Source organism: Aquincola sp. J276 (genome assembly GCF_024700035.1).
GTDB lineage: Bacteria > Pseudomonadota > Gammaproteobacteria > Burkholderiales > Burkholderiaceae_C > Aquincola > Aquincola tertiaricarbonis.
In genome coordinates, this window is sequence record NZ_JAJONC010000001.1 from 514,955 (window position 1) to 538,233 (window position 23,279).

At 72.2% G+C, this 23,279-nt stretch carries 19 protein-coding genes; 11 read left to right on the forward strand and 8 right to left on the reverse strand.

The genetic code is table 11. From position 1 onward, the window contains the following. Positions 1–20 precede the first annotated feature (20 nt). The 11 genes from LRS14_RS02510 (at position 21) to LRS14_RS02560 (ending at position 15,841) form a co-directional block, all read left to right on the forward strand. Positions 21–395 (forward strand): cytochrome c family protein, encoded by a 375-nt coding sequence (locus tag LRS14_RS02510; protein ID WP_046113571.1) that lies wholly within the window; start codon positions 21–23, stop codon positions 393–395. Next, positions 358–1,341, forward strand: coding sequence for a cytochrome c oxidase subunit II (gene coxB, locus LRS14_RS02515; RefSeq protein WP_046113572.1), 984 nt, complete (start codon positions 358–360; stop codon positions 1,339–1,341). The genes LRS14_RS02510 and coxB overlap by 38 nt, the downstream gene beginning before the upstream one ends. After that, on the forward strand, positions 1,338–3,920 hold the full coding sequence (locus LRS14_RS02520) for a cbb3-type cytochrome c oxidase subunit I (RefSeq protein WP_257798481.1): 2,583 nt from the start codon (positions 1,338–1,340) through the stop codon (positions 3,918–3,920). Before coxB ends, LRS14_RS02520 begins: the two co-directional genes overlap by 4 nt. Before the next feature lie 41 nt (positions 3,921–3,961). Continuing rightward, positions 3,962–4,234 (forward strand): hypothetical protein, encoded by a 273-nt coding sequence (locus LRS14_RS02525; protein WP_257798482.1) that lies wholly within the window; start codon positions 3,962–3,964, stop codon positions 4,232–4,234. Positions 4,235–4,271: 37 nt separating this feature from the next. Then, on the forward strand, positions 4,272–7,130 hold the full coding sequence (locus tag LRS14_RS02530; protein WP_257798483.1) for a PAS domain-containing protein: 2,859 nt from the start codon (positions 4,272–4,274) through the stop codon (positions 7,128–7,130). Between the two features lie 121 nt (positions 7,131–7,251). After that, positions 7,252–7,860, forward strand: a complete 609-nt coding sequence (locus LRS14_RS02535; protein ID WP_052736336.1) for an RNA polymerase sigma factor — start codon at positions 7,252–7,254, stop codon at positions 7,858–7,860. 94 nt (positions 7,861–7,954) lie between these two features. Beyond that, the gene (locus LRS14_RS02540; protein ID WP_257798484.1) at positions 7,955–8,494 is read left to right on the forward strand and encodes a carboxypeptidase-like regulatory domain-containing protein; all 540 of its coding nucleotides are present in this window, start codon (positions 7,955–7,957) and stop codon (positions 8,492–8,494) included. Beyond that, positions 8,491–11,328 carry a CHAT domain-containing protein gene (locus LRS14_RS30170; RefSeq protein ID WP_257798485.1) on the forward strand — a complete coding sequence of 946 codons (2,838 nt, stop codon included), beginning with the start codon at positions 8,491–8,493 and terminating at the stop codon, positions 11,326–11,328. The genes LRS14_RS02540 and LRS14_RS30170 overlap by 4 nt, the downstream gene beginning before the upstream one ends. A gap of 101 nt (positions 11,329–11,429) precedes the next feature. Further along, the gene (locus LRS14_RS02550; RefSeq protein ID WP_257798486.1) at positions 11,430–12,794 is read left to right on the forward strand and encodes a S8 family serine peptidase; all 1,365 of its coding nucleotides are present in this window, start codon (positions 11,430–11,432) and stop codon (positions 12,792–12,794) included. A 125-nt stretch (positions 12,795–12,919) separates the two neighbouring features. After that, positions 12,920–13,471, forward strand: a complete 552-nt coding sequence (locus LRS14_RS02555; protein WP_046113577.1) for a hypothetical protein — start codon at positions 12,920–12,922, stop codon at positions 13,469–13,471. Positions 13,472–13,591: 120 nt separating this feature from the next. After that, positions 13,592–15,841: a phosphocholine-specific phospholipase C gene (locus tag LRS14_RS02560; protein WP_257798487.1), complete on the forward strand. Its 2,250-nt coding sequence runs from the start codon at positions 13,592–13,594 to the stop codon at positions 15,839–15,841. A gap of 128 nt (positions 15,842–15,969) precedes the next feature. On the opposite strand, the gene LRS14_RS02565 is transcribed toward LRS14_RS02560, so the two are convergent. Genes LRS14_RS02565 through LRS14_RS02600 form a run of 8 tightly spaced genes read right to left on the reverse strand, consistent with a single transcriptional unit; the run spans position 15,970 to position 23,271 of the window. Then, a complete protein-coding gene (locus LRS14_RS02565; protein ID WP_257798488.1) occupies positions 15,970–16,719 on the reverse strand; it encodes a DUF72 domain-containing protein in 750 nt (249 codons plus the stop codon). Further along, on the reverse strand, positions 16,716–18,020 hold the full coding sequence (locus LRS14_RS02570) for a DUF445 domain-containing protein (protein WP_046113580.1): 1,305 nt from the start codon (positions 18,018–18,020) through the stop codon (positions 16,716–16,718). Before LRS14_RS02570 ends, LRS14_RS02565 begins: the two co-directional genes overlap by 4 nt. 58 nt (positions 18,021–18,078) lie before the next feature. Then, positions 18,079–18,780 (reverse strand): DUF4286 family protein, encoded by a 702-nt coding sequence (locus tag LRS14_RS02575; RefSeq protein ID WP_257798489.1) that lies wholly within the window; start codon positions 18,778–18,780, stop codon positions 18,079–18,081. An 11-nt stretch (positions 18,781–18,791) separates the two neighbouring features. Next, positions 18,792–19,811, reverse strand: coding sequence for a TRAP transporter substrate-binding protein (locus tag LRS14_RS02580; protein WP_257798490.1), 1,020 nt, complete (start codon positions 19,809–19,811; stop codon positions 18,792–18,794). 34 nt (positions 19,812–19,845) lie between these two features. Beyond that, the gene (locus tag LRS14_RS02585) at positions 19,846–20,469 is read right to left on the reverse strand and encodes a putative 2OG-Fe(II) oxygenase (RefSeq protein ID WP_046113583.1); all 624 of its coding nucleotides are present in this window, start codon (positions 20,467–20,469) and stop codon (positions 19,846–19,848) included. A gap of 16 nt (positions 20,470–20,485) precedes the next feature. Beyond that, on the reverse strand, positions 20,486–21,607 hold the full coding sequence (locus LRS14_RS02590) for a twin-arginine translocation signal domain-containing protein (protein WP_257798491.1): 1,122 nt from the start codon (positions 21,605–21,607) through the stop codon (positions 20,486–20,488). A gap of 15 nt (positions 21,608–21,622) precedes the next feature. Then, entirely contained in the window at positions 21,623–22,561 is a 939-nt protein-coding gene (locus LRS14_RS02595) for a choice-of-anchor L family PEP-CTERM protein (RefSeq protein WP_257798492.1), read from the reverse strand. Continuing rightward, positions 22,558–23,271, reverse strand: coding sequence for a PEP-CTERM sorting domain-containing protein (locus tag LRS14_RS02600; RefSeq protein WP_257798493.1), 714 nt, complete (start codon positions 23,269–23,271; stop codon positions 22,558–22,560). The genes LRS14_RS02595 and LRS14_RS02600 overlap by 4 nt, the downstream gene beginning before the upstream one ends. Positions 23,272–23,279: the final 8 nt, after the last annotated feature.

Here is a 23,279-nt window from a genome sequence, read left to right on the forward strand (position 1 = left end):
GGCCATCTTCCCTGGCGAGCATGCCATGGTCAAGCCGGGCGCTGCTGCTGGCCTGCGCCGCGCTGGCCGGCTGCGACGGCCCGCCCGACCGCACGCCGGCGCTCGGCGATGCCGACGTGCAGCGCGGCCGCCAGCTGGTGGCGCAGCACGGCTGCACCGCCTGCCATGCCTTTCCCGATGTGCCGTGGCCGCGTGGCCGGCTCGGCCCGTCGCTGGAGGGCTTCGGCCGCCAGGGCCTGATCGCCGGGCAGCTGCCCAACCAGCCCGGCGTGCTGATGGCCTTCATACGCAATGCACCCGAGCTGGTGCCGGGCACCGCGATGCCCGCCTTTCCCATGTCCGACCAGGATGCCCGCGATGTCACAGCCTATCTCGTCCAGCTCGCCCCTCGCTGAGGCGCTGAGCGGCTGGCCGCCGCCGGTGCTCGATCCGCACGGCCCGCTGTCCAACAGCGTCACCACGCTGGCCTGGGTGCTGCTGGCCCTGGTGACGCTGATCTTCCTGTTCGTGTGCGCAGCCATGTGGGTGGCGCTGTACGGCAGCCCGGGCCTGCGCGCGCGACTGGGCGGCGAGAAGGTGGTGAAGTGGTTGGGCCTCATCATCCCGTCGGGCATCCTGCTGCTGCTGCTGGCCGGCGGCACCACGCTGGTGGCCGGCATCACCACCATCCAGGGCGACGAGCTGCGCATGCGGGTGTCCGGCAACATCTACTGGTGGCGTGTCTCGTACCTGGATGCGGCCGGCAACGAGGTGATGGCCGATGCCAACGAGCTGCACATCCCCACCGGCCGGCCGGTGGTCATCGACATGGTGTCGGAGGACGTGATCCACAGCTTCTGGGTGCCCAAGCTGGGCGGCAAGATGGACATGATCCCCGGCCGCACCAACCGGCTGAAGCTGCAGGCCGACAAGCCCGGCAGCTATGGCGGCCAGTGCGCCGAGTTCTGCGGCGGCGCGCATTCGCTGATGGGCTTCGTGGTGGTGGCGCATGAGCCGGCCGACTGGCAGCGCTGGATGGAGGCGCGCCGCGCGCCACGGCCGCCGCTGCCCACGGCCGACATCGAGGTGCAGCGCGGCGCGCGCCTGTTCAGCGAGGTGGGCTGCGCGGCCTGCCACCGCGTGGCAGGCACCGATGCACAGGGCATCTCGGGGCCGGACCTCACGCACGTGGGTTCCCGCCAGAGCCTGGGCGCCGGCATCCTGCCCAACAACCGCGGCACGCTGGTGGGCTGGATCGGCGACAGCCAGTCGATCAAGCCCAACAACCGCATGCCGGCCTACCGCTCGCTGCAGCCGGCCGAGCTGCATGCGCTGGCGGCCTACATGGAGTCCTTGCGGTGACGCAGGCCACGGTGCCCGGGTCGGCGGCCGGGCCGTCGGAAACGGGATTCGACACCCGGCTGTACGGGCGCTTTCCCACCGCCGGCGAGCGACCGAAGGAGGAGCTGGAGGCGCTGGAGAAGGTGTGGGCGCCACCGACCGGCATGGCCAAGCTGAGCGACGTCAACAACAACTTCATCGGCTTCATCTTCATCGTCACCGCCTTCGCCTTCTTCATCGGCGCCGGCGTGCTGGCGCTGGTGATGCGGGTGCAGCTGGCCGCGCCGCTGGCCGGCATCGTGCCGCAGGAGACCTACAACCAGCTGTTCACCATGCACGGCTCGGTGATGATGTTCCTGTTCGCGGTGCCAGCCATCGAGGCCATCGCGGTGATGCTGCTGCCGCAGATGCTGGCCGCGCGCGACCTGCCTTTCCCGCGGCTGTCGGCCTATTCGTACTGGACCTATGCCATCGGCGGCACGGTGTTCTTCGGCTCGGTGTTCTTCAGCCTGGCGCCGGCCGACGGCTGGTTCATGTACCCGCCGCTCAGCTCGGGCGTGTACTCCAAGGGCATCAACGCCGACTTCTGGCTGCTGGGCATCGGCTTCATCGAGATCAGTGCCATCGCAGGCGCCATCGAGCTGGTGGTGGGCGTGCTGCGCACCCGCGCACCCGGCATGACGCTGGCCCGCATGCCGGTCTACGCCTGGGCGGTGCTGATCTTCGGCGTGATGATCCTGCTGGCCTTCCCGTCGATGATCCTGGTTACGCTGCTGCTGGAGCTGGAGCGCGCCTTCAACTGGCCGCTGTTCGACGCCACCCGCGGCGGCGATCCGCTGCTGTACCAGCACCTGTTCTGGTTCTTCGGCCACCCGGACGTCTACATCATCTTCATCCCCGCCTCGGCGATGGTCTCCACGATGGTGGTGACCATCGCGCAGAAGCGGCTGGTGGGCCATGAGATCGTGGTGCTGGCGATGATCGCCACCGGCTTCATCAGCTTCGGCGTGTGGGCCCACCACATGTTCACCGTGGGCATGCCGGGGCTGGCGGCCGGCTACTTCTCTGCGGCCTCGATGGCGGTGGCCATTCCGGCGGGCGCGCAGGTGTTTGCCTGGATCGCCACGCTGGCCTCGGGCAAGGTGCAGCGCAACGTGCCCTCGCTGTTCGTGGTGGGCGGCATCCTCATCTTCGTGATGGGCGGCCTCACCGGCGTGATGGTGGGCATGGTGGCCTTCGACGGCCAGGCGCACGACACCTACTTCGTGGTCGCGCATTTCCACTACGTGCTGATCGGCGGCATGCTGTTCCCGCTGTTCGCCGGCTTCTACTACTGGACGCCGATGATCAACGGCCGCCGCCTGTCGGAGAAGGTGGGCCGCTGGGTCTTCTGGCTCATGTTCACCGGCGTGCACGTGTGCTTCCTGCCCATGCACCTGGTCGGGCTGATGGGCATGCCGCGGCGGGTGGACACCTACCTGCCCGGCCGCGCATGGGACCTGCCGAACATGATCTCCACCGTGGGCGCCTTCATCATGGCCGCGGGCGCGCTGCTGTTCATCATCGACGCGGTGCGCTGCTACAGCCGCGGCGCCAAGGAGAACGGCGGCAGCGCCGGCAACGTGTTCAACGGCGGCACGCTGGAATGGCTGCCCGCGGACAACTACTCGGTGCGTTCCATCCCGGTGGTGGGCGACCTGGAGCCGCTGTGGACCTCGCCGCGCATGGCGGCCGACGTGGAAGCCGGCCGCTACTTCCTGCCCGGCACCACCACCGGCGCGCGCGAGACGCTGATCACCAGCACCGTGCAGGCCGAGCCGCAGTACGTGCAGATCATGCCCGGGCCTTCCTGGTGGCCCTTCCTGGCGGCGGTGTTCACCGCCGGCTTCTTCCTGCTGCTGACGGTGAAGGCGCTGGCCCTCAGCGCCGTGTGCGCGGTGCTGGCGGTGGCCGGGCTGATGCGCTGGCTGTGGGACAACGACCGCCATGTGCCGCAGAAGCAGGTGGACGTGGGCGCCGGCATCCTGCTGCCCACCTACGTGGCCGGGCCGCAGTCCCACGGCTGGTGGGCCGCGGTGCTGCTGGACGTGGTGCTGGGCACCATCTTCGTGATGGCGATGTTCTCGTACCTGTACCTGTTCAATGCCCATCCCGACTGGTGGCTCGTGAGCGCGCCGCAGGCCACCCTGGTGCCGGGGCTCGTGCTGCTGGGTGCGGCCGGCGGGCTGGCCTGGCTGGCGCGGCCGGTGATGGCGCGCTTGCGGCGCGGCGCCGGCCTCAGCACGCTGGCGATGATGCTCAGCGCGCTGTGCCTGGTGGCCGCGCTGGCGCTGGACGTGCACGACTGGTGGCAGGCCGGGCTGCGCGGCAGCGCCAGCGGGCAGGGCGCCACGGTGTACGCGATGCTGGCCTGGCATGGCTGCATCGTGGTGTCGGTGGTGCTGTCGGCGCTGTTCTACCTGCTGCGCTGGCTGCGCGGCCTGGCGCCCGGGCCGGCCAACAAGACGCTGGAAGCGCTGCGGCTGCTGTTCCTCTATGCCGCGCTGGAAGGCACGGCCGGCCTGCTGCTGCCGCGCGTGGTGCCGTGGGGTGGTGCATGAGGCGGGATGGCGTGCCGGCGAGCCGGCCCGTGCGGCGGCTGATGCTCACCGCCTTCCTGATCTGGTTCGGCCACTTCATGCTGTGCTGGGCCGCGGTGGAGATCTGGCCCGGCCAGGACCGCGCCAACCACCTGGCCTGGGCCTTCACCGCGCTGGCGCTGCTGGCCATGGGCCGGCATGTCCGCCAGGTGGCCCGCCTGGCGCGGCAGGGCGAGGTGCTGGGCTTTGGCCACCGCTTCGCGCAGGGCGCCATCGCCATCGCCACGGTGGCGGTGCTGTTCACCGCGCTGCCCTCGGTGGTGTTCATGGAATGAGGCGGCTGCGGCCGATCTTGCTGGAGGGTTGAAGCACATGCCGCTGGACGAGCCCCTGAAGTTCCTGCAGGCCGCCGGCGAGATGGCCGAGTGCATCCGTGGCCACGACTGGTCCCGCCATCCGCTGGGCCCGCCGGCGCAGTGGCCACCGGCGCTGCAGCAGGCCCTGCGCTCGATGCTGGCCACGCGGCATCCGGCGCTGGTGCTGTGGGGGCCGGCCAGCTTCTGCTTCTACAACGACGGCTACCGCGACCTGGTCGGGCCGGACAGGCATCCGTCCGCGCTCGGCCTGCCGGGCGCGCAGGCCTGGCCCGAGTCATGGCCGCGCATCGGTGCGCAGGTGCAGACGGTGCTGGCCGGCGGGCCTTCCACCTGGCATGAGAACGAGCCGGTGCCGCTGCTGCGCGACGGGCGGGTGCAGGAGTCCTTCTGGACCTATTCGCACACGCCGCTGTTCGACGACCAGGCGCCGCACGGCGTGGGCGGCGTGCTGGTGCTGTGCGCCAACACCACCGCCGCGGTGCAGTCGCAGCAGCGGCTGGCCGCGGCCAACTCTCACTGGGCGCGGCTGTTCGAGAACGCGCCGGCCTTCATCGCCATCCTCAAGGGCCCGGAGCATGTGTACGAGTTCGTCAACCAGCGCTACATGACCTTCACCGGCCGCAGCCAGTTCGTCGGCCGCAAGCTGGCCGATGCGCTGCCCGAGACGGTGGCCCAGGGTTATGCGCGCATCCTGGACGAGGTGTATGCCACCGGCGTGGCGGCCACCGCGCATGGCTCGGAATTCCGCGCCAGCAGCCCGGATGCGCCGTACCAGCAGCAGTTCTTCGACTTCGTGTTCCAGCCCATCGCCGACGAGCACGGCCGCACCGCCGGCATCATGGTGATGGGCATCGACGTCACCTCGCACAAGCGCGCCGAGGCCGAGCTGGAGCTGAGCGAGGAGCGACTGCGCCTGGCCATCGAGGCGGGCGACATCGGCCTGTGGGACGTGGACCCGCGCAGCCACACGCTGTACTGGCCGCCGCGGGTGCAGCGTCTGTTCGGCATCACCACCGAGCGCCCGGTGACCCTGCACGACTTCCATGCCGGCCTGCACCCGGACGACCGGCAGGCCACGCTGGAGGCCTTCGACTCCGCGATGGACCCGGCGCGCCGCAGCGTGTACGACGTGGAGTACCGCACCGTGGGCCTGGACGACGGCGTGCTGCGCTGGGTGGCCGCGCGCGGCCGCGGTTTCTTTAACGAGCAGGGCGAGTGCATCCGCGGCATCGGCGTGGCGCTGGACATCACCGAGCGCAAGCGGCGCGAGTCCCAGCTGCACGAGCTGGCGGCGACGCTGCAGCAGCGGGTGTCGCAGTCGCTGGCCGAACGCAAGCTGCTGGCCGACATCGTGGACGGCACCGCGGCCATGGTCCACATCCTGGACATGGACTTCAACTGGCTGGCCGTCAACCCGGCCGGCGCGCGCGAGTTCCGCCGGGCCTACGACGTGGATGCCCGCGTCGGCGACAACATGCTGGCGGTGCTGTCCCACCAGCCCGAGCACCAGCAGGAGGTGCGCACCATGTGGTCGCGTGCGCTGGCGGGCGAGCGCTTCACCGAGATCGCGCCCTTCGGCGACCTGAACCGCCACCGCCGCTACTACGAGGTGCACTTCGATGCGCTGCGCGACGAGCAGGGCCGCCAGATCGGCGCCTACCAGTTCGTGTACGACGTGACCGACCGGCTGCATGAGCAGGAACGGCTGGCGCTGGCCGAATCGGCGGTGCGGCAGAGCCAGAAGATGGATGCGATCGGCCAGCTCACCGGCGGCATCGCGCACGACTTCAACAACCTGCTGCAGGCCATCTCGGCCAACCTGGAGCTGATCCGCCGCGTGGGCCGCGCCGACGAGCGGGTGGTCAACTACGCCGGCAAGGGCATCGAGGTGACCCGGCGCGCCGCGCGGCTGACCTCCCAGCTGCTCACCTTCTCGCGCCGGCAGGCGCTGGAGACCCGGCCGGTGCCGGTGTGCGACGTGCTGCTGCGCATGCACGACCTGCTGCGCACCACCTTCGGGCCGACGGTCGCGCTGTCGGTGGACGTGCCGGCGCAGCCGCTGTGGGTGATGGGCGACCGCACCCAGCTGGAGACGGCGGTGCTCAACCTGGCCATCAATGCGCGCGACGCGATGCGCGAGGGCGGCCGCTTCCAGCTGTCGGTGCGGCCGGTGCAGGAGCCCGGCGCCGGCAGCGGCCTGCCGCCGGGTGCCTACGTGGAGCTGCGCGCGGCGGATACCGGCTGCGGCATGCCGCCGGAGGTGGCGGCCAAGGCCTTCGACCCGTTCTTCACCACCAAGGAGGTGGGCAGCGGCACCGGCCTGGGCCTGAGCCAGGTCTATGGCCTGGCCACCGGCCTGGGCGGCGCCGCGCGGCTGGACAGCGCCCCTGCGCGCGGCACCACCGTCGTGCTCACGCTGCCGGCCTGCGAGCCGCCGTCCGACGATGCGGCCGACGCGCAGGCCGATGCGCCGCCCGTGCGCCGCGCCGCCACCTTGCTGGTGGTGGACGACGAGGAGGCGGTGCGCCAGGTGGTGGCCGAATCGCTGGAAGCCGCGGGCTTTGTGGTGCTGCAGGCCGGCAACGGCCATGAGGCCCTGGCCCTGCTGGACAGCCACGCCGTGGACGCCGCGCTGGTGGACTTCGCGATGCCGGGCATGAGCGGCGCCGTGGTGGCCCGCGAGGCCATGGCCAAGCGGCCGAACCTGCCCGTGTCCTTGATGAGCGGCTATTCCGATTCGTCGGCCATCCAGCAGGCCGTGGGCGCCGGCGTGGGCATGCTGCGCAAGCCCTTCACGCTCGACGAGCTGGAGGCCTGCATCGGCGCGCTGCTGCAGCGCGAGGCGGCCGGCTGATCGCAGCCACCCGAGCGCCGCGCGCAGCGGGACGGGCCGGTGCGCTTCAAGCACTGGGTGCTGAGCCCGGCGGCGTGGCGCCCCTATCATCGGCCGACCCTCCCAGCCCGGGTCCACGACCATGACGATGCATGCCGACGACGATGCCGTGGCCGATGCCGACCTGGTGGCCCGCTGCCGCCGGGGCGACGCCGCCGGGTGGCAGGCCCTGGTGATGCGCTACCAGCGCCTGGTGTACGCGGTGGCCTGCCGCACCGGCCTGGACGAACATGCCGCCGCCGACGTGTTCCAGACCGTGTTCACCCGGCTGCTGCAGGCGCTGCCCACGCTGGCCCAGCCCGACCGGCTGCGCGCCTGGATCGTCACCACCGCCAAGCGTGAATCGCTGCTGCAGTGGCGGCGCGCCCGGCGCGACCTGCCGCTGGTGTCCGCCGCCGATGCGGCGCCGGGCGACATCGTGATCGACGAGCTGCCCGGCGACCTGCCGCTGCCCGAGGCCGAGCTGGACGAGCTGCAGCAGCTGCACCTGCTGCGCCTGGCGCTGGACCGGCTGGACGAGCGCTGTGCCGGCCTGCTGGCCCGGCTCTTCACCGACGACGACCAGCGCGTGCCCTACGAACGCATCGCCGTCGAGCTGGGCATGCCGGTGGGCAGCATCGGGCCCACCCGGGCACGCTGCCTGGCCCGGCTGCGCACCCTGCTGCTGGCGCTGCAGGACGGCGCGCGATGAAGCCGCCCACCGTGTATTTCCGCCGGCCGCGGGGCCTCTGTGGGCCGGCAAGCACATTGCCGGGCCGCCCGGCGCCTTTCCTGGAGTCGTGCCCATGACCGCACCCGCCGACCTGCCCGACGACGAACTGGCCGCACTGGCCGCGCAGGCCCGCGTGCGGCTGCCCGATGCCCCGCCGGCGCTGCTGCAGCAGGCGCTGGCGCTGTGGCCCGCCCGGGCGGCGCCCGCTGCCGCCGCGGTGCAAGCGCCGGCGCCGCTGCTGCAGCGCCTGGCCGCGGTGCTGGGCTTCGACAGCCTGGCCGCGCAGCCGGCGATGGCGATGCGCAGCGCGGCCCCATCGGTGCGGCAGCTGCTGTTCCATGCCGGCGCGCACGACATCGACCTGCGCATCGCGCGGCCGCAGCCGCCGCAGGCCGGCGGTTTCGTGCTCAGCGGGCAGGTGCTGGGGCCGGGCGAGGGCGGCCGCGTGCTGTTGCAGTCGGCCGGTGTCGACGTGGCCAGCGCGGTGCTGGACGAATTCGGCGACTTCCAGTTCGGCCTGCTGCCGCCGGGCCGCTACCAGTTCAGCGTGCAGATCGGCGAGCTGCTGATCGAGCTGCCCGAGCTGGCGCTCGACGACCAGGCCGGCGCGTGAGCGCGGCCCCTGCAGGCGAGGATGCGGCCGGCCAGGCCGCTCTCGCCACGGCCTGGGCGCTCAAGGCCGAGTGTTATGCCGCCTGGAGCAGCGAGCCGCCGCGGGCCCTGGCGGCGGCGGCAGCGCTGCAGCAGCTGCTGGACCAGGCCGGCCCCACGGCCGTGCCGGCCGTGCGCAGCGAGCTGCAGGCACTGTGCGACTGGACGGCGGGCATCGCCTGCCTCATCGATGGGCGCATGGCCGAGGCGCTGCAGGTGCTGGGCCGCGCCGGTGGCGGCTGGCAGGCGCTGGGGCAGCCGTTGCAGGCCGCGCGGGTGCAGGTGCCGCAGATCATGGCGCTGGCGGTGCTGGGCCGCTTTGATGACGCGCAGGCCCTGGCGCTGCAGGCCGAGGCCGCGCTGCATGCCGGCGGCGACGAGCTGGCCGCGGCCAAGGTGCGGCTGAACCAGGGCAGCCTGGCCTTCTCGCGCGACGACCATGCCGGCGCGGTGGCGCACTACCGCGCCGCCGCGGTGCGTTTTGCCCGTGCCGGCGATCCGGAGCATTCGGTGATGGCCGACATCGGCCTGGCCGATGCCATGTCCTACCTGGGTCGCTTCGACGAGGCCGGGCACTTCTACAACCGTGCCCGGCTGCGTGCGCAGGCGCATGGTCAGCAGGTGCTGGCCGCCTCCGCCGCCAACGGCAGCGCCCTGCTGGCGCTGGCCCAGGGCCGCTACCGCGAGGCGCTGGCCGGGCTGGAGGCCACGCGCCGGGACTTCGATGCGCTGGGCCTGGTGCATCGCCGCATCGAGGCCGAAAAAAGCGTGGCCGACGCCTACCTGGAGCTGCGGCTGCTGCCCGAGGCCATCGCGCTGTACACCGGCCTGGCCGAGGCGCTGGCCCTGCAGGACGCGCAGGCCACCTTGCCCTGGGTGCAGGCGCAGCTGGCCCGTGCCTGGGCCGGCGCCGGCCAGCCGGCGGCCGCGCTGCGTTGCCTGGCCGAGGCCGCCGCCGGCTTCGCGGCGCAGGGCAATGCGGCCGGGCAGGCCACCGCGCAGGCCATCGAATCGCAGCTGCGCCTGGCCGCGGGCGATGTGGATGCGGCGGTGGCGGCGGCGCAGCAGGCGGTGCAGGGCTTCGAGGCGGCGGGGCTGGTGGCGCATGCGGCGGCGGCGCGGGTCCAAGCCGCCGCTGCCCGCGGCCGCGCCGGCGATGCCGCCGCCGCGCTGGCCGAATGCCAGGCGCTGCTGGCCGATGCCACGCTGCCGCCGCAGGTGCGTGCCCGGGCCCGTGCCGAATCGGCGCAGGCCCTGCTGGCACTGGGCCGGCGCGCACCGGCGCAGCAGGCGCTGGAAGCCGCCATCGCCGAGCTGGAAGACCTGCGCGCGGTGCTGCCCGGCGAGGACTTCCAGCGCGCCTTCCTGGCCGATGCGCTGCAGCCCTACCTGCAGCGGCTGAGGCTGGCGCTGCAGGAGGCGCAGCCGCCGGACGGCCCCGGCGTGGCCGAGGTGCTGCACTGGCTGGACCGCTTCAAGGCCCGCAGCCTGCTGGAGCGCCTGGGCGGCAGCGCACGGCCGCCGCTGAACGCGGCCGACGACGAGCCGTTGCGCCAGCGGCTGGACTGGCTGTACCGCCGCGAGCAGCGCCTGGTGGAGGACGACGGCGAATCGCCGCAGGCCTTGCGCACCGAGGCCGCCGCGCTGGAGCAGCGGCTGCTGGAAGGCGCGCGCCGGCAGCGCCTGCTGGCCGGGGCCGATGCACCGACCGGGGCTGCCGGCGACACCCAGGCGCCTTACGCCCGACCCGGCCCGCTGGACGTCGCCGCGCTGCAGGCGGCCCTGGGCCCGCAGCGGGTGATGGTGTGCTACGGCATCGTGGACGACGAACTGCTGGCGCTGGTGCTGCGCCACGACGGGCTGCGGCTGCACCGCCGCCTGTGCACCCTGGCGCCGCTGCAGGCAGCCGTGCGCGGCCTGCAGCTGCAGGTGGATGCGCTGCGCGCCGGCCAGGCCTGGGGCCCGGGCCCGATGGCGCAGCTGTGCCAGCGGGCCCAGGGCCGGCTGCAGCAGCTGCATGCGCTGGTGTGGGCGCCGCTGGCGGCGTCGGTGGCGGATTGCCGTCGCCTGCTGGTGGTGCCGCACGGCCCACTGCACGAACTGCCCTTCGCGGCGCTGCACGATGGCACGCAGGCGGTGGTGGACCGCCACGACATCACGCTGGCCGCCAGCGCCGGCGTGGCGCTGCATGCCTTGCAGCGCGCCGCCGCCGCTGCGGGCTCCGTGGCCACCGCGCCCGGCCATTGCGCGCTGCTGCTGGGCGATGCCACCCGGTTGCCGCATGTGGCTCGCGAGCTGCAGGCGGTGACCGACTCGCTCGGCTGGCCGCAGGTGGTGCAGGCGGGCGGGCTCGGCGACACGGCCGCGGCGGTCGCGGTCGGCCAGGCCGAGCTGCTGCACCTGGCCTGCCATGGCCGCTTCCGTGCCGACAGCCCGCTGTTCTCCGCGCTATACCTGGAAGGCGGCGCCCTCACCGCCGACCAGGTGCAGCAGCTGCAGTTGCGCGCGCGGCTGGTGGTGCTCAGCGCCTGCGAGACCGGCCTGGGCGAGCCCGGCGCCACCGACGAGGGCGTGGGCCTGGTGCGGGCCTTCCTGATGGCCGGCGCGCGGCAGGTGCTGGCCAGCCCCTGGGCGGTGGACGACGCGGCCAGTGCCGATTTCATGGCCGCCTTCTACCGCCGCTGGGCGGCCGGCCAGCCGGCCGATGCGGCGCTGGCCGATGCCCAGCGCGCGCTGCGCGCGCAGCGGCCGCACCCGGCGCACTGGGCCGCCTTCCGGCTCTACGGCGTCGCCTGAAACCACCGGTTGGGGAACCACCGCACCGCGGCATGTATCAACCGGCGGGCCGGGCCTTCTGTGGGCGCATCCGGCGGTGGTACGCCGAGAGGAGACACGACATGGTCCGACGAGTCCTGCTGGGCGCTGCCGCCAGCGTGTTGCTGGCTGCCTGCGGTGGTGGCCAAGAGGAAGAGGCCGCGCAGGCGGCCGAGGGTGAGGCCGGCACGGCGCGCATCGCGTCCACCAGCACCACCAGCACCACCAGCACCACCACGGCCGACACTGCCGTGGCCGGCGAGGTGCTGGTCAAGCTGCGCCGCGGCGCCGACCTGCCGGGCGTGCTGTCCACCCACCGGCTGACGCTGGCCGGGCGCTTCGGCGCGCGGCCGATGTTCCGCCTCAAGCTGCCCGCGGGTGCGTCACTCGACACCCGGCTGGCCGCGCTGCGGGCCGACGCACGGGTGCTGATCGCCGAGCCCAACTACCGCGCCAGCGCGCCCGAGGCCCGCAAGGCCGCGGTGTGGGCCATCGGCCGCGAAGGCCAGTACACCGCGCAATGGGCGCCGCAGACCCTCGGCCTGGCGGCCGCCCACCAGCTCAGCCGGGGTGCAGGCGTGCGCGTGGCGGTGCTGGACACCGGGGTGGATCGCAACCATCCGGCGCTGGCCGCGCGGCTGCTACCGGGCCGCGACTTCGTCGACGGCGACTTCGACGCGTCGGAAGGCGGCGGCCCCGGCCGGCCCGCCTGGGGCCACGGCACCCACGTGGCCGGCCTGGTGGCGCTGGCCGCGCCCGCCGCGCGCATCCTGCCGCTGCGGGTGCTGGACCCCGACGGCCGCGGCAACGTGTGGGCCATCGCCGAAGCCCTGCTGCATGCCGCCGACCCCGACGGCGTGGGCGCCACCGACGACGGCGCGCACATCATCAACCTGAGCCTGGGCACCACCCGCCCCACCCGCATGCTGGACGTGGTGGTGGAACTGGTGACCTGCAGCGACGACGACGAGGACGAGGACGACGACGACTGGAGCGATGCCGGCTTTCGCCAGGACCAGGACCGCTGCAACCAGCACCATGGCTCGGTGGTGGTGGCCGCGGCCGGCAATGGCGCCAGCAGCACCGAGCGCCAGTACCCGGCGGCCGAAGGCGCCGAGGGCGCGTTGTCGGTGGCGGCCTCCACCGCCGGCGCGCGCGTGGCGGCCTTCAGCAACCGCGGGCCGTGGATCATGGCCGCGGCCCCCGGCGAAGGCCTGACCAGCACCGTGCCCGGCGGCGGCTACGGCGTGTGGAGTGGCACCTCGATGGCCGCGCCGCTGGCCAGCGGCATCGCCGCGCTGGTGCTGGCGCGCAACCCCGACTGGAAGCCGGTGGACGTGACCAAGCGCCTGGCCGACCGCAGCGCCATGCTGTGCGGCAGCACGCTGCGCCGGGTGGACGCCGCGGGCGCGGTGCGCGACGAAGTGCCGCGCGACATCGCCTGCTGAGATTTTTCCTGAAGAAAACGGGCCGACGACGTATCAAGTGCCTGAGCAAGCGCTCTGTAGGGCGGCACCGGAAACAGCCTGCGGGCACCGGTGCCATCAACCCCCAACCTGGACGGAGCAACCTCATGAAGCACTCGATCATCGTCGGCACCCTGGGCGGCCTGCTGGGCCTTGCCGGCCTTCCGGCCGCGGCGGAGGAATTCCGCTGCACCGGGCGCGTGGGCGCCGTGGCGCTGGACAACATCTACGTGCCCGACAACGCCAGCTGCGTGCTGGACCGCACCCGCGCCAAGGGCAGCATCGTGGTGGGCCACAACGCCCGGTTGCAGGCCACCAGCGTGTCGATCAACGGCAACCTGCAGGCCGAGGGTGCGGCCGACGTGCGGGTGGGCGGTGCTTCCACCTTCGGCGGCTCGGTGCAGATCGTCAAGGGCGGCTCGGCCTCCATCGGCGGCGCGCGCATCAATGGCGACATCCAGTTCGACGAGAACGTGGGTCCGCTGTGGGCCGGCAGCAATGTGGTGGGCGGCGACCTGCAGGCCTTCAAGAACATGGCCGGCGTGACGCTGCTGAACAACCGCATGAACGGCAACCTGCAGTGCAAGGAAAACATCCCGGCGCCCACCGGCAGCGGCAACCGCGCGGCCAGCAAGGAAGACCAGTGCGCCCGGCTGTGAGGCCAGCGCCCACCGGACCCGGATGAGCCGGCCGCGCGGGGCAGGGCAGGGCCTTCACGGCCATGTCATGCCCCGCGCCTAGGCTGCGCAGCGATCAAACGCAGCCTTCATCCGACACCCATGACTTCACGACGCAGCTTCCTGCGCGGCAGTGCCCAGGCGGGCATCGCGGCGGCCTCGCTCGGCGCCTTCCCCGAATCGATCCGGCGCGCCCTGGCCATCCCCGCGCACAACGCCACCGGCACGCTGCAGGACGTGCAGCACGTGGTGATCCTGATGCAGGAGAACCGGGCCTTCGACCACTACTACGGCACGCTGCACGGCGTGCGGGGCTTCGGCGACCGCTTTCCCATTCCGTTGCCCGATGGCCGCAACGTCTGGCAGCAGCGCACCGCCACCGGCCAGGTGCTGATGCCCTTCCACCTGGACGGCACGGCGGGCAATGCCCAGCGCGCCAACGGCACGCCGCACGACTGGAACGACAGCCAGCAGGCCTGGGACCACGGCCGCATGGACCAGTGGCCGCGCTACAAGAACCAGATCTCGATGGGCTACTTCGAGCAGGCCGAGATACCGTTCCAGTTCGCGCTGGCCAATGCCTTCACCATCTGCGACGCGTACCACTGCTCGATGCACACCGGCACCGATGCCAACCGGGCCTTCTTCCTCACCGGCACCAACGGCGCCGTGCCGACCGGCACCGCCTTCGTCACCAACGAATGGGATGCCATCGACGGCCTGCCCGGCGGCGTGGACACCGGCTACACCTGGACCACCTATGCCGAGCGGCTGGAGCAGGCCGGTGTGAGGTGGATCAGCTACCAGAACATGCCTGACGAGTGGGGCGACAACATGCTGGGCGCGTTCCGGCAGTTCAAGCGTGCCAACATCGCCTCGGGCTATCCCGTCTCCAGCGGCGGCTCGCCGGGCCGGCCCTACACCCAGACCGGCCAGGCCGTGCCCTACAAGGCCTACGACCCGGCCACCGACAACGCCGGCAACCCGCTGTACAAGGGCATCGCCAACACGCTGCCCGGCACCCAGCCCGAGAACTACCTGGACGCCTTCCGCCGCGACATCCGGGAGGGCCGGCTGCCGCAGGTCTCCTGGATGAATGCGCCGTCGATCTATTGCGAGCATCCGGGCCCATCCAGCCCGGTGCAGGGCGCCTGGTTCCTGCAGGAGGTGCTGGACGCGCTGACCGCCGTGCCCGAGGTCTGGAGCAAGACGGTGCTGATCGTCAACTTCGACGAGAACGACGGCTACTTCGACCATGTGCCTTCGCCCTCCGCTCCCTCGCCCGATGGCCATGGCGGCCTGGCCGGCAAGACCACGCTGGGCGCGGCCGAGATGGCGGCCGAGTACTTCACCCAGCCCAAGCCGCCCGGCAGCACCCGGCAGCCACCGCCGGACGGCCGTGTCTACGGCCCCGGCCCGCGGGTGCCCATGCTGCTCATCTCGCCCTGGAGCCGCGGTGGCTGGGTCAACTCGCAGGTGTTCGACCACACCTCGGTGCTGCGCTTCCTGGAAGCGCGCTTCGGCGTGATGGAGCCCAACATCAGCCCGTTCCGCCGCGCGGTGTGCGGCGACCTTACCAGCGCCTTCAACTTCGCCACGCCCAACACCGAGGTGCTGCCGGTGCTGCAGGGCCGTGCCACCAAGGCGCAGGCCGATGCACTGCGCCGCCAGCAGGAAAGGCTGGGCCAGATCCGCCCGCCGGCGCAGCAGCAGTTGCCTAGACAAGTGTCCGGCACCCGGCCGTCGCGCGCACTGCCGTATGAGCTGGCCACCCATTGCGACGTGCTGCCACCGGCCACGCGCAGCATCGCCGACGCGCGGGTGCGGCTGGGCTTCTTCAACACCGGCCGGCAGGCGGCCGTGTTCCATGTCTACAACCGCCTCGACCTGGCCGCGGTGCCGCGGCGCTACATGGTGGAGCCGGGCAAGCAGCTGTCCGACACCTGGGTGCCCGCCGCCGGCGGCCTGTACGACCTGTGGGTGCTGGGCCCCGACGGCTACCACCGGCACTTCACCGGCAGCGCATTCCGCGCCGTATCGGCGGCGCAGCCGCGGCCGGAGCTGCAGGTGCGCAGCGATGCCCGCACCGGCGAGCTGGTGCTGATGCTGGCCAATGCGGGCTCGGGCCCGTGCACCTTCACGCTGCGGTCCAACGCCTACCGCAGCCTGGCGGCCACCCATGTGCTGGCCGCGCGCAGCGAACTGTCGCTGCGCCTGCCGGTGGCCGACAGCGGCTGGTGGTACGACTTCAGCGCCACGGTGACCGGCCACCCCGAGTACCTGCGCCGCTTTGCCGGCCGGGTGGAAACCGGCCGCCATACCGTCAGCGATCCGGCGCTGGGCCAGGGCTGACGGCGGCCACACCGCCGCCTGGCGCTCCACGGTCGGGGCGTCCGGCGGGTGGCTGCCGGCCATGGACGTTCGCAGCGCCGGAGCCGCGGTGGCCGGGGGCCGGAATCCCGGCTTGCGTGCGTGCTCGCTCAGGGGCCTGCCAGCAGCTGCCGCAGCCGCAGTGCATTGGCGGCCGCGCCGCCGCCGGCGGTGTTGTCGAAGATGCACCAGGGCTGCGCGTCGGCAGGCCAGGCGCGCAGTTCGTCGGCGCGCTGCTGCAGCCAGGCCTCCTCGTAGCGCGACCAGTAGATGCGCGGCGCGCCATGCCAGCGGTGGTACAGCAGCGCACCGCCGCCATCGCCGCGTGGCCCCAGCCAGCCGCCCGGCACGGCCGCCGCGGGCCAGCGGGCGGGATCGGCCGCCGCGCGCGAGACCCGCAGGCCCGCCAGCGCCGCGTCGGCGCCCGGCGTGAACCAGCTGGCATGCCGCGGCTCGCACACCACCGCACCACGGAACAGGCTGGCCAGCAGCGTGAAGAAGCTGCGCACTGGCCGCGCCTCGTAGGCCAGGGAAGGCGGCAGCTGCACCAGCAGCACCGCCAGCTTGTCCCCCAGGCCGGCGGCTTCGCCCAGGAACTGCTGCAGCGGTGCCCGCGCACGACGCAGCCGGCCTTCATGGGTGATGGCCCGCGGCAGCTTGGCCGAGAAGCGGAAACCCGGCGGCGTCATTGCGGCCCAGCGCGCGTACACCCGGGGCTGGTGCGGCCGGTGGAAGGAGCTGTTGATCTCCGCCACGCCCAGCACCCCGGCATAACGCTGCAGGTGCTGGCCTTCGCCGGGAAACTGCGCCGCGCAGTCGCGCGGGATCGACCAGCCGGCGGTGCCGATCTGCACCGTCATGGCGTGCCGCCCCGCAGCTGCTGCAGCAACTGCCCGGCACCGAACAGCAGCCCGCCGATGAGCCCGCCCACCAGCGTGCCGCTGATGCGGATGCTCTGCAGGTCGGGGCCGATCTGCAGCTCCACCTGCCGGGCCATCTCCTGCGGGTCCCACGTGCGCACGGTGTTGCGGATGTGGCGCACCAGGTGGTCCGCGAAGGCGGGCGCCAGGTCCTGCGTGAGCTGCACCACATGGCCGGCCAGGGATTCGCGCAGCGCCGCGTCCTCGCCCAGCTTGCGGCCCAGCCACAGGCCCATCTGCTGCACCTGCGCGGCCATCACCGACTGCTCGGGCGGCTTGCCGATGTCGTCGCTGATCCAGCCGCGGATGTCCTGCCAGACGCCGCGGGTGAAGGCCAGCAGGTGCGGGTCCTCCAGCACGTAGCGCTTGAGCTGTTCGGCCCGCTCGCGCAGCTCGTCGTCCTCGCGCAGCTGCTGCACCAGGCGCTCGGCCATGCGGTCGAAGGCGACGCGGTAGTCGTGGTCCGGGCGGGCCGACATTTCCTCCAGCAGCTGGCCCAGCACCTTCTGCACCACCGAGGCGGCCTCCTGGCCCAGCCAGTCGCTGGGCAGCACCTTCTCCAGCATCGGATGCTCGGCCTTCATCCAGGCCAGCACGCGGGCCACGATGGCCTCGCGCACCGAGTCCTTCTTCAGGTGCTGCAGCGCCAGGCCCACCACGTCGCTCAGCAGCTGCTGGTGGCGGCCCTGGCGCGTCAGCATCTGCAGCACGTTGCCCAGCGCCTGCGCCAGGTCCAGCTTGCCGATGAAGGACTGCATCGCATCGGACACGAAGCCCTGCACCCGCCGGTCGTCCACCAGCGCCAGGCCATGGCGCACCAGCGTGACCGCATGGGTGCCCAGCCGCTGCGAGTTGGCCGGCACGCTGAACCAGCCGGCCAGCAGCGCCACCGGGTCGGTGCGCTGCATCAGCGCGGCCAACGCCCGGGGGTCCAGGAACTTCTCGTGGATGAAGCGGCCCAGGTTGTCGGCGATGCGGGCCTGGTTGGAAGGAATCACCGCGGTATGGCGGATGGGCAGCCCCAGCGGCCGGCGGAACAGCGCCACCACCGCGAACCAGTCAGCCAGGCCGCCCACCAGCGCGGCCTCGGCGATGGAGCGGCACAGGCCCGCGGCCACCGGATGCCCGAAGGCCAGCGAGGCGGCATAGAAGCCGCCGGGCACCAGCAGCAGCACCGCCAGCGCCTGCCCCTTGGCGCGGCGCAGGCGCTCGGCCGGGGTGGGCAGGGCGCCCGTGCTCATTGCAGCACCTCGCTCGACACTTCCTTCATCCGCCCCATGTTATGGGACGAATGGCGGCCTACTGCAGCGCGGCCGGCTCGCCCGCCACCGCGGAGTGACACAGCCGGAAGGCCTGCGGTGCCATCTGCGTGGCGCCGGCCGCCCCCAGTGCGGCCTGCAGGCCCGGCTGCTGCAGCACCGCGGCGACGGCCGGCGCCTCGTAGCCGGTGACCAGCAGCACCCAGTCGGCGGCCTGGTCGCCCAGGCCGCGGATGCGCTGCTCGGTGGTGGGCGCGATGTCCGGCGGCTCATGGCGCAGCAGGTGCGCGCCCGCCAGGCCGGGCAGCAGCGCCAGCCGGGCACACAGCGGCCCGAAGGCCTCCACCATGCCCGCCTGGGTGACCCCGCCGGTGGCCATGCGCAGCGTGAGCGCATGGCCGCTGACTGCGCTGCCGGCCGAGGCCATCACCCGGCACTGGCTGCGCACCATGTGGCGGTGGTGCGGCATCAGCCGCGTGGACCAGGGCGTGGGCGCATTCAGCCGCGCCAGGTAGGCCGCGCTGGACAGCGTGGTGTGGTCGGCCAGCTCGTACATCACGAAGAAGCCTTCGCCGCCGTCCTCGTGGGCCACCGTGCTGCGCCAGCGCGAGGCCCGCAGGAAGCCGGGGATGCCCAGCCGCTCCGGGAAGTGCTCGTGGCTGTGCCAGTGCTCGAAGTCGGGTCGTGTCTCGGCGGCCATGTCCCACCACATGGCCAATGCCGCCTTGCCCATCAAGCCCATGCCAGGCCGCCTCAGCGCGCCGCGCGCATGCGGGCCAGCTCGGCATTCACCTCGCCGACCACGCCTTCGCCGATCTCGCGGCTGAACTTGTCCATCACCGGCTGCACCTTCTGGCGCCAGCGGGCCATCTCGGCCTCGCTCACCTCGTTGACGGTCATGGTCTTGCGCAGGTTGTCGATGGCCTGGGCCTCCTTCTGCTGGGTGAGCTTGCGTTCCTCGGTCTTGGCCTCCTGCGCAGCCTCGCGGATCACCTTGCGCTCGTCGGCGGACATGCCGTCCCAGGTCTTCTTGCTCATCATGAAGGGCATGCCTGTATAGACATGCCGGGTGATCGACAGGTACTTCTGCACCTCGGCGAACTTGGCCGACTCGATCACCGCCACCGGGTTGTCCTGGCCGTCGATGGCCTTGGACTCCAGCGCGCCGTACACCTCGCCGAAGGTCATGGGCAGCGGGTTGGCGCCCAGCGTGGTGAACAGGTCGATGAAGATCGGCGAGCTGATGACCCGCATCTTCAGGCCCTGCATGTCCTCGGCGCGCACGATGGGGCGCTTGCTGTTGGTCATGTTGCGGAAGCCCAGGTCCCAGATGCCCAGGCCCACCAGCCCGTGCGCCGACAGGCCGTCCAGCAACCGCGTGGCCACCGGGCCGTCGGTGATGGCATAGGCCTCCTTCGCGTCGTTGAACAGGAAGGGCAGGTCGAACACCATGAACTGCTTGTCCAGCGAGGCGACGATGCCGGTGGCCATCGAGGTGAAGTCCAGCGTGCCGCCGCGCACGGCCGACAGGTTCTGCGGGTCGCTGCCCAGCACCGCATTGGGGAAGAGGCTCACCTTCATCTTGCCGCCGCTGCGGGCGGCCACGGCATCGGCGAACTTCTGCGCGCCCTGGCCCAGCGGATGGTCCTTGGCCAGGCTGAAGGCAAAGCGCAGGTTGCGCTCCTTGATGTCCTGTGCCTGCGCCACGCCGCTGGCGGCCGCGAAGGCAAGGCCGGCGATGGCCAGGGTGGTCTTGAGGAGGTGGAGGTTCATGGCTTGTCCCCGTTAGGGAAGTGGGTTGGGTTCTTCATGCGCCGAAGCGCACCGCATAGCCCCAGGCGTCCAGCCCGCCCGGGATGGCGTTGAACGACAGGGTGATGCGGCGGCCGCCCGGGTTGGGCGGCACGGAGTGCAGCAGGTAGCTGGGAAACAGCAGCAGGTCGCCTGGCGCGGTGGACGGGCTGATCCAGCGGTCGGCATTGAAGGGCGTGGGCGCCACCTCGGCGTGCTCGTTGCGGAACACGAACTCGGTGCCGCCCACCGGCTTGTGGAACACGGTGCGCGCCGCGGGCTCCAGCGGCGTGAGGTACACCACGCCGGAGACGAAGCTGTTGGCGTGCTGGTGCATGGCCTGGTGGCCGCCGCCGTCCATCAGGTTCACCCACATCTCCTTGATGGACCAGCCCAGGCGCTGGCCGAACATCAGCGCGCCGATGTCCACGATGCGCGGCGTGATGCGCGCGGCCACCTGCCCCAGCAGCGGGCTGTCGGCCGGGCGCAGCAGGCGGGTGTGGCTGAGCGCGCCGGATGCGGCATTGGGGCTGTCGGCCAGGCCGGCGAAGTGGCGCAGCAGGCCCTGCACCAGCTCGCCCTCCAGCGCGCCGGCCGCGCGCAGCACGGGCGTGGGAAACACGCCGAACACCTCGTCCATCATGCGGGGCCGTTGTTCACAGCACCTGGTCGGGCGACCAGCCGCCGGCCACTGCGCGCTGGCGGATGAAGTCGGAGTCCTTCCGCATCGCCGCGATCATCATGGCCGGGGTGAGGTTGCCGGAAGCGAACTGCGCATGGTCGGCGAAGAAGGCGCTGTTCAGGCTCACCGGGTTGCCGTCCGCGCCGGCTATGCGGTACTCGATCTGCGACTCCACCGCGCCGCTGTATCCACCCAGCCGCAGCAGCGAATAGAAGGTGGCCCAGTTGATGACGCCGCCGCCGGTGCCGGTGGCGCCGGGCGGCTGCACGCGGCCGATGCTCAGGGCGCCGGTTTCCGGGTCCACCGTGGCGGCCAGGTCTTCCACCGCCACGCACTGGATGTGCGGCATGTTGCGGCGCATCTCCAGCTGCCACATCGTGCCGGGCGCGGCGGTGGCGGTGTGGCCGATGGCCAGGTTGATGCCGATGAGCTGGGGCGAAATGCCCTGCATGGCATAGGCGTAGTCGTACACCGTCACGCCGATGTTGGAGGCATGGGTGTGGGCCACGCCGCACAGGCCGCCGTACTGCGCATTGATGGCGGCCAGCCGGCGGTGGTTGAGCCGCACGCCGTCCAGCAGCGTGGTGATCTGCGCGCCGAAGGTGTTGCTGCCGAAGCCCACCGCGCCCGAGTTGTTGAAGCGGTACTTGCGGATGCCGTGCGCACCGGCCACCGACAGGATCTGGTGCACCGACTGGCTGGCGATCCAGGCGGTGTTGGCCGGGTCGGCCGGCGGCGCGAAGTTCACGCCGATGTGGTCGCACAGCGCGCCGGTGCTGCGGATGCCGCTGAGCATGGCCGGCAGGTGCGTGGCCACGTTGGCCGGGTGCACATGGCCATCGTTGCGCACCGTCAGGTCCACCGCCGCATAACCGGCGGCGCGGGCGGCCTCGCCCACCTTCACGCCGGTGCCGTAGGGGTCGGCCACCTGCTGGGCCTGGGTGCCCACCCACTGCAGGTGGCGCGACCACAGCTGCGTGACCAGCCGCTGGCCTGGCGCGGGCTGGGCCTGGGCCGCCGTGGGCAGCACCAGTTCCTTGGCCGCCAGGGCAGCAGCCGCCGCGGTGGCGCCGGTCAGGAAGTCTCTTCGTTCCATGTCTTTCTCCTCCGGTCAAGCGGTGGTGGTGTCGTGGCGGCGGCGGCGCGCCGTGGCAGCCATGGCGGCCAGGCCGCCCAGCATCAGCGCCCAGGTCGATGCCTCGGGCACGGCGGACACGCTGCCCGCGGCCAGCATCACCGCCGAGTCGCCCACGGTGTCCAGGGTGTCGGCAATGCCGATGGACAGGGTGTTGACCTGCCCGGCGTTGACCGCCATCTCCAGGTTCATCACCACCGTCAGGCCGTCCAGCTCGGTGTCCACGGTGTCGAAGAACGCCGGGTTGTCGCGGTACAGGCCACAGTGGCTGCCGGCGCCCACGCAGTGCACGCTGGAGGCCGAGATGGCCAGCCCGGTGCCGGGCACCAGCGCCTGGTTGACGCCATTGACGAAGACGCCGAACACGTCGGTGGGAAAGCCGCTGTCCACCAGGTCGTTGTAGTCCTCCGACGCGAAGACGAAGCTCATCGTCAGCCGCGCATGCTGCGGCACGAAGCTGAAGCTGAGCACCGAGGCATTGAAGGTGGGCTCCGATGTCAGCGCACCGAACAGCGCATGGCCGGCCGCCGTGTTGGCGGTGAGGCCGTTGCCCACGCCGGCGGTGTAGGTGCCGGTCTGGTTGGCGGCATCGCCTTCGAAGGCGGCGCTGCTGCCGATGAAGCGGGCGTCGCCGGTGCTCAGCACCACGCCGCTGTCGATGCCCAGGCCGGTGGCGCCGGTGCCGCCGCCGGTGAAGCGGCCGGAGGCGCTGGCCTGGCCGGTGTAGCTCGCCGAGCCGGCCACCACTGACAGCCGGCTCTCGGCGCCCAGCAAGGTGTCCACCAGGGCCGCGGCAGACGCCGCGGAGCCGTCGGCCAGCGGCGTGACCACCGCTGCCGCGCGGGCAGCGGGCAGGCAGGCTGCCATGGCCAGCAGGGCCGCCACGACAGGGCGCAACAGATGGGTCTGCTTCACGCTGCGCTCCTTGTGGTGCTGCCTGCCGCGATGTGCCGGCGCCGCCCGGCCAGGCCGATGCCGGCCAGGCCCAGCGAGAACATCAGCCAGGTGGAGGCCTCGGGCACCGCGCCCATGATGGCCACCGAGCCGAAGGCGCTCGCATCGCCGGTGCCGCTGCCGATGAAGGCCGCGCTCACCTCGCTGGACAGGGTGAGGTCCAGCAGGCTGGTGCTGCCCACGGCGGGCGTGTACGAGAAGCTCCAGGGGCCCTGCACATGGTCCTCGAACAGCGTGATGCCGCCGTTGCTCAGCGACACGAACAGCGTGGTGGCCGCGGCGCCCGAGCCGGTCTCGAAGCTCAGCGTGGTGAAGTCCAGCGACAGGTTCACCGTGCCGCTGCTGATGAACGAGCCGGTGAAACGTGCGCTGGCCACCGCATGGCTGAGGTCGCCCGCCGACACGTCGGCCGAGGTGGTCAGCAGGCCCGGGCCCGCGAACACGCCGGCCGTGGCCACGCTGGTGCTGCCCACCGAGGCCGCCGAGGCGCTGAGCGCTTGCACGCCCGCCTGCAGGTCGGCCTCGGGCAGGGCGCCCGCGGCCTCGGCGATGGCACTGGCTTCGAACGTCGTGTCGAGGAACGGGATGGCGGCATGCGCGGCACCGCCGAAGGCCAGGCCGGCCAGCAGCGCCGCCTGGGCGCACGGGTGCAGTCGGAGGGAGCGGTTCATGTCGGCCC

Excerpts from the sequence above, each read along its gene's own strand:
- LRS14_RS02510 (WP_046113571.1), top strand. The coding sequence starts at position 21 with ATGCCATGGTCAAGCCGGGCGCTGCTGCTGGCCTGCGCCGCGCTGGCC.
- coxB (WP_046113572.1), top strand. The coding sequence starts at position 358 with ATGTCACAGCCTATCTCGTCCAGCTCGCCCCTCGCTGAGGCGCTGAGC.
- LRS14_RS02525 (WP_257798482.1), top strand. The coding sequence starts at position 3,962 with ATGCTCACCGCCTTCCTGATCTGGTTCGGCCACTTCATGCTGTGCTGG.
- LRS14_RS02530 (WP_257798483.1), top strand. The coding sequence starts at position 4,272 with ATGCCGCTGGACGAGCCCCTGAAGTTCCTGCAGGCCGCCGGCGAGATG.
- LRS14_RS02535 (WP_052736336.1), top strand. The coding sequence starts at position 7,252 with ATGACGATGCATGCCGACGACGATGCCGTGGCCGATGCCGACCTGGTG.
- LRS14_RS02540 (WP_257798484.1), top strand. The coding sequence starts at position 7,955 with ATGACCGCACCCGCCGACCTGCCCGACGACGAACTGGCCGCACTGGCC.
- LRS14_RS02550 (WP_257798486.1), top strand. The coding sequence starts at position 11,430 with ATGGTCCGACGAGTCCTGCTGGGCGCTGCCGCCAGCGTGTTGCTGGCT.
- LRS14_RS02555 (WP_046113577.1), top strand. The coding sequence starts at position 12,920 with ATGAAGCACTCGATCATCGTCGGCACCCTGGGCGGCCTGCTGGGCCTT.
- LRS14_RS02560 (WP_257798487.1), top strand. The coding sequence starts at position 13,592 with ATGACTTCACGACGCAGCTTCCTGCGCGGCAGTGCCCAGGCGGGCATC.
- LRS14_RS02565 (WP_257798488.1), bottom strand. The coding sequence starts at position 16,719 with ATGACGGTGCAGATCGGCACCGCCGGCTGGTCGATCCCGCGCGACTGC.
- LRS14_RS02570 (WP_046113580.1), bottom strand. The coding sequence starts at position 18,020 with ATGAGCACGGGCGCCCTGCCCACCCCGGCCGAGCGCCTGCGCCGCGCC.
- LRS14_RS02575 (WP_257798489.1), bottom strand. The coding sequence starts at position 18,780 with ATGGGCTTGATGGGCAAGGCGGCATTGGCCATGTGGTGGGACATGGCC.
- LRS14_RS02580 (WP_257798490.1), bottom strand. The coding sequence starts at position 19,811 with ATGAACCTCCACCTCCTCAAGACCACCCTGGCCATCGCCGGCCTTGCC.
- LRS14_RS02585 (WP_046113583.1), bottom strand. The coding sequence starts at position 20,469 with ATGGACGAGGTGTTCGGCGTGTTTCCCACGCCCGTGCTGCGCGCGGCC.
- LRS14_RS02590 (WP_257798491.1), bottom strand. The coding sequence starts at position 21,607 with ATGGAACGAAGAGACTTCCTGACCGGCGCCACCGCGGCGGCTGCTGCC.
- LRS14_RS02600 (WP_257798493.1), bottom strand. The coding sequence starts at position 23,271 with ATGAACCGCTCCCTCCGACTGCACCCGTGCGCCCAGGCGGCGCTGCTG.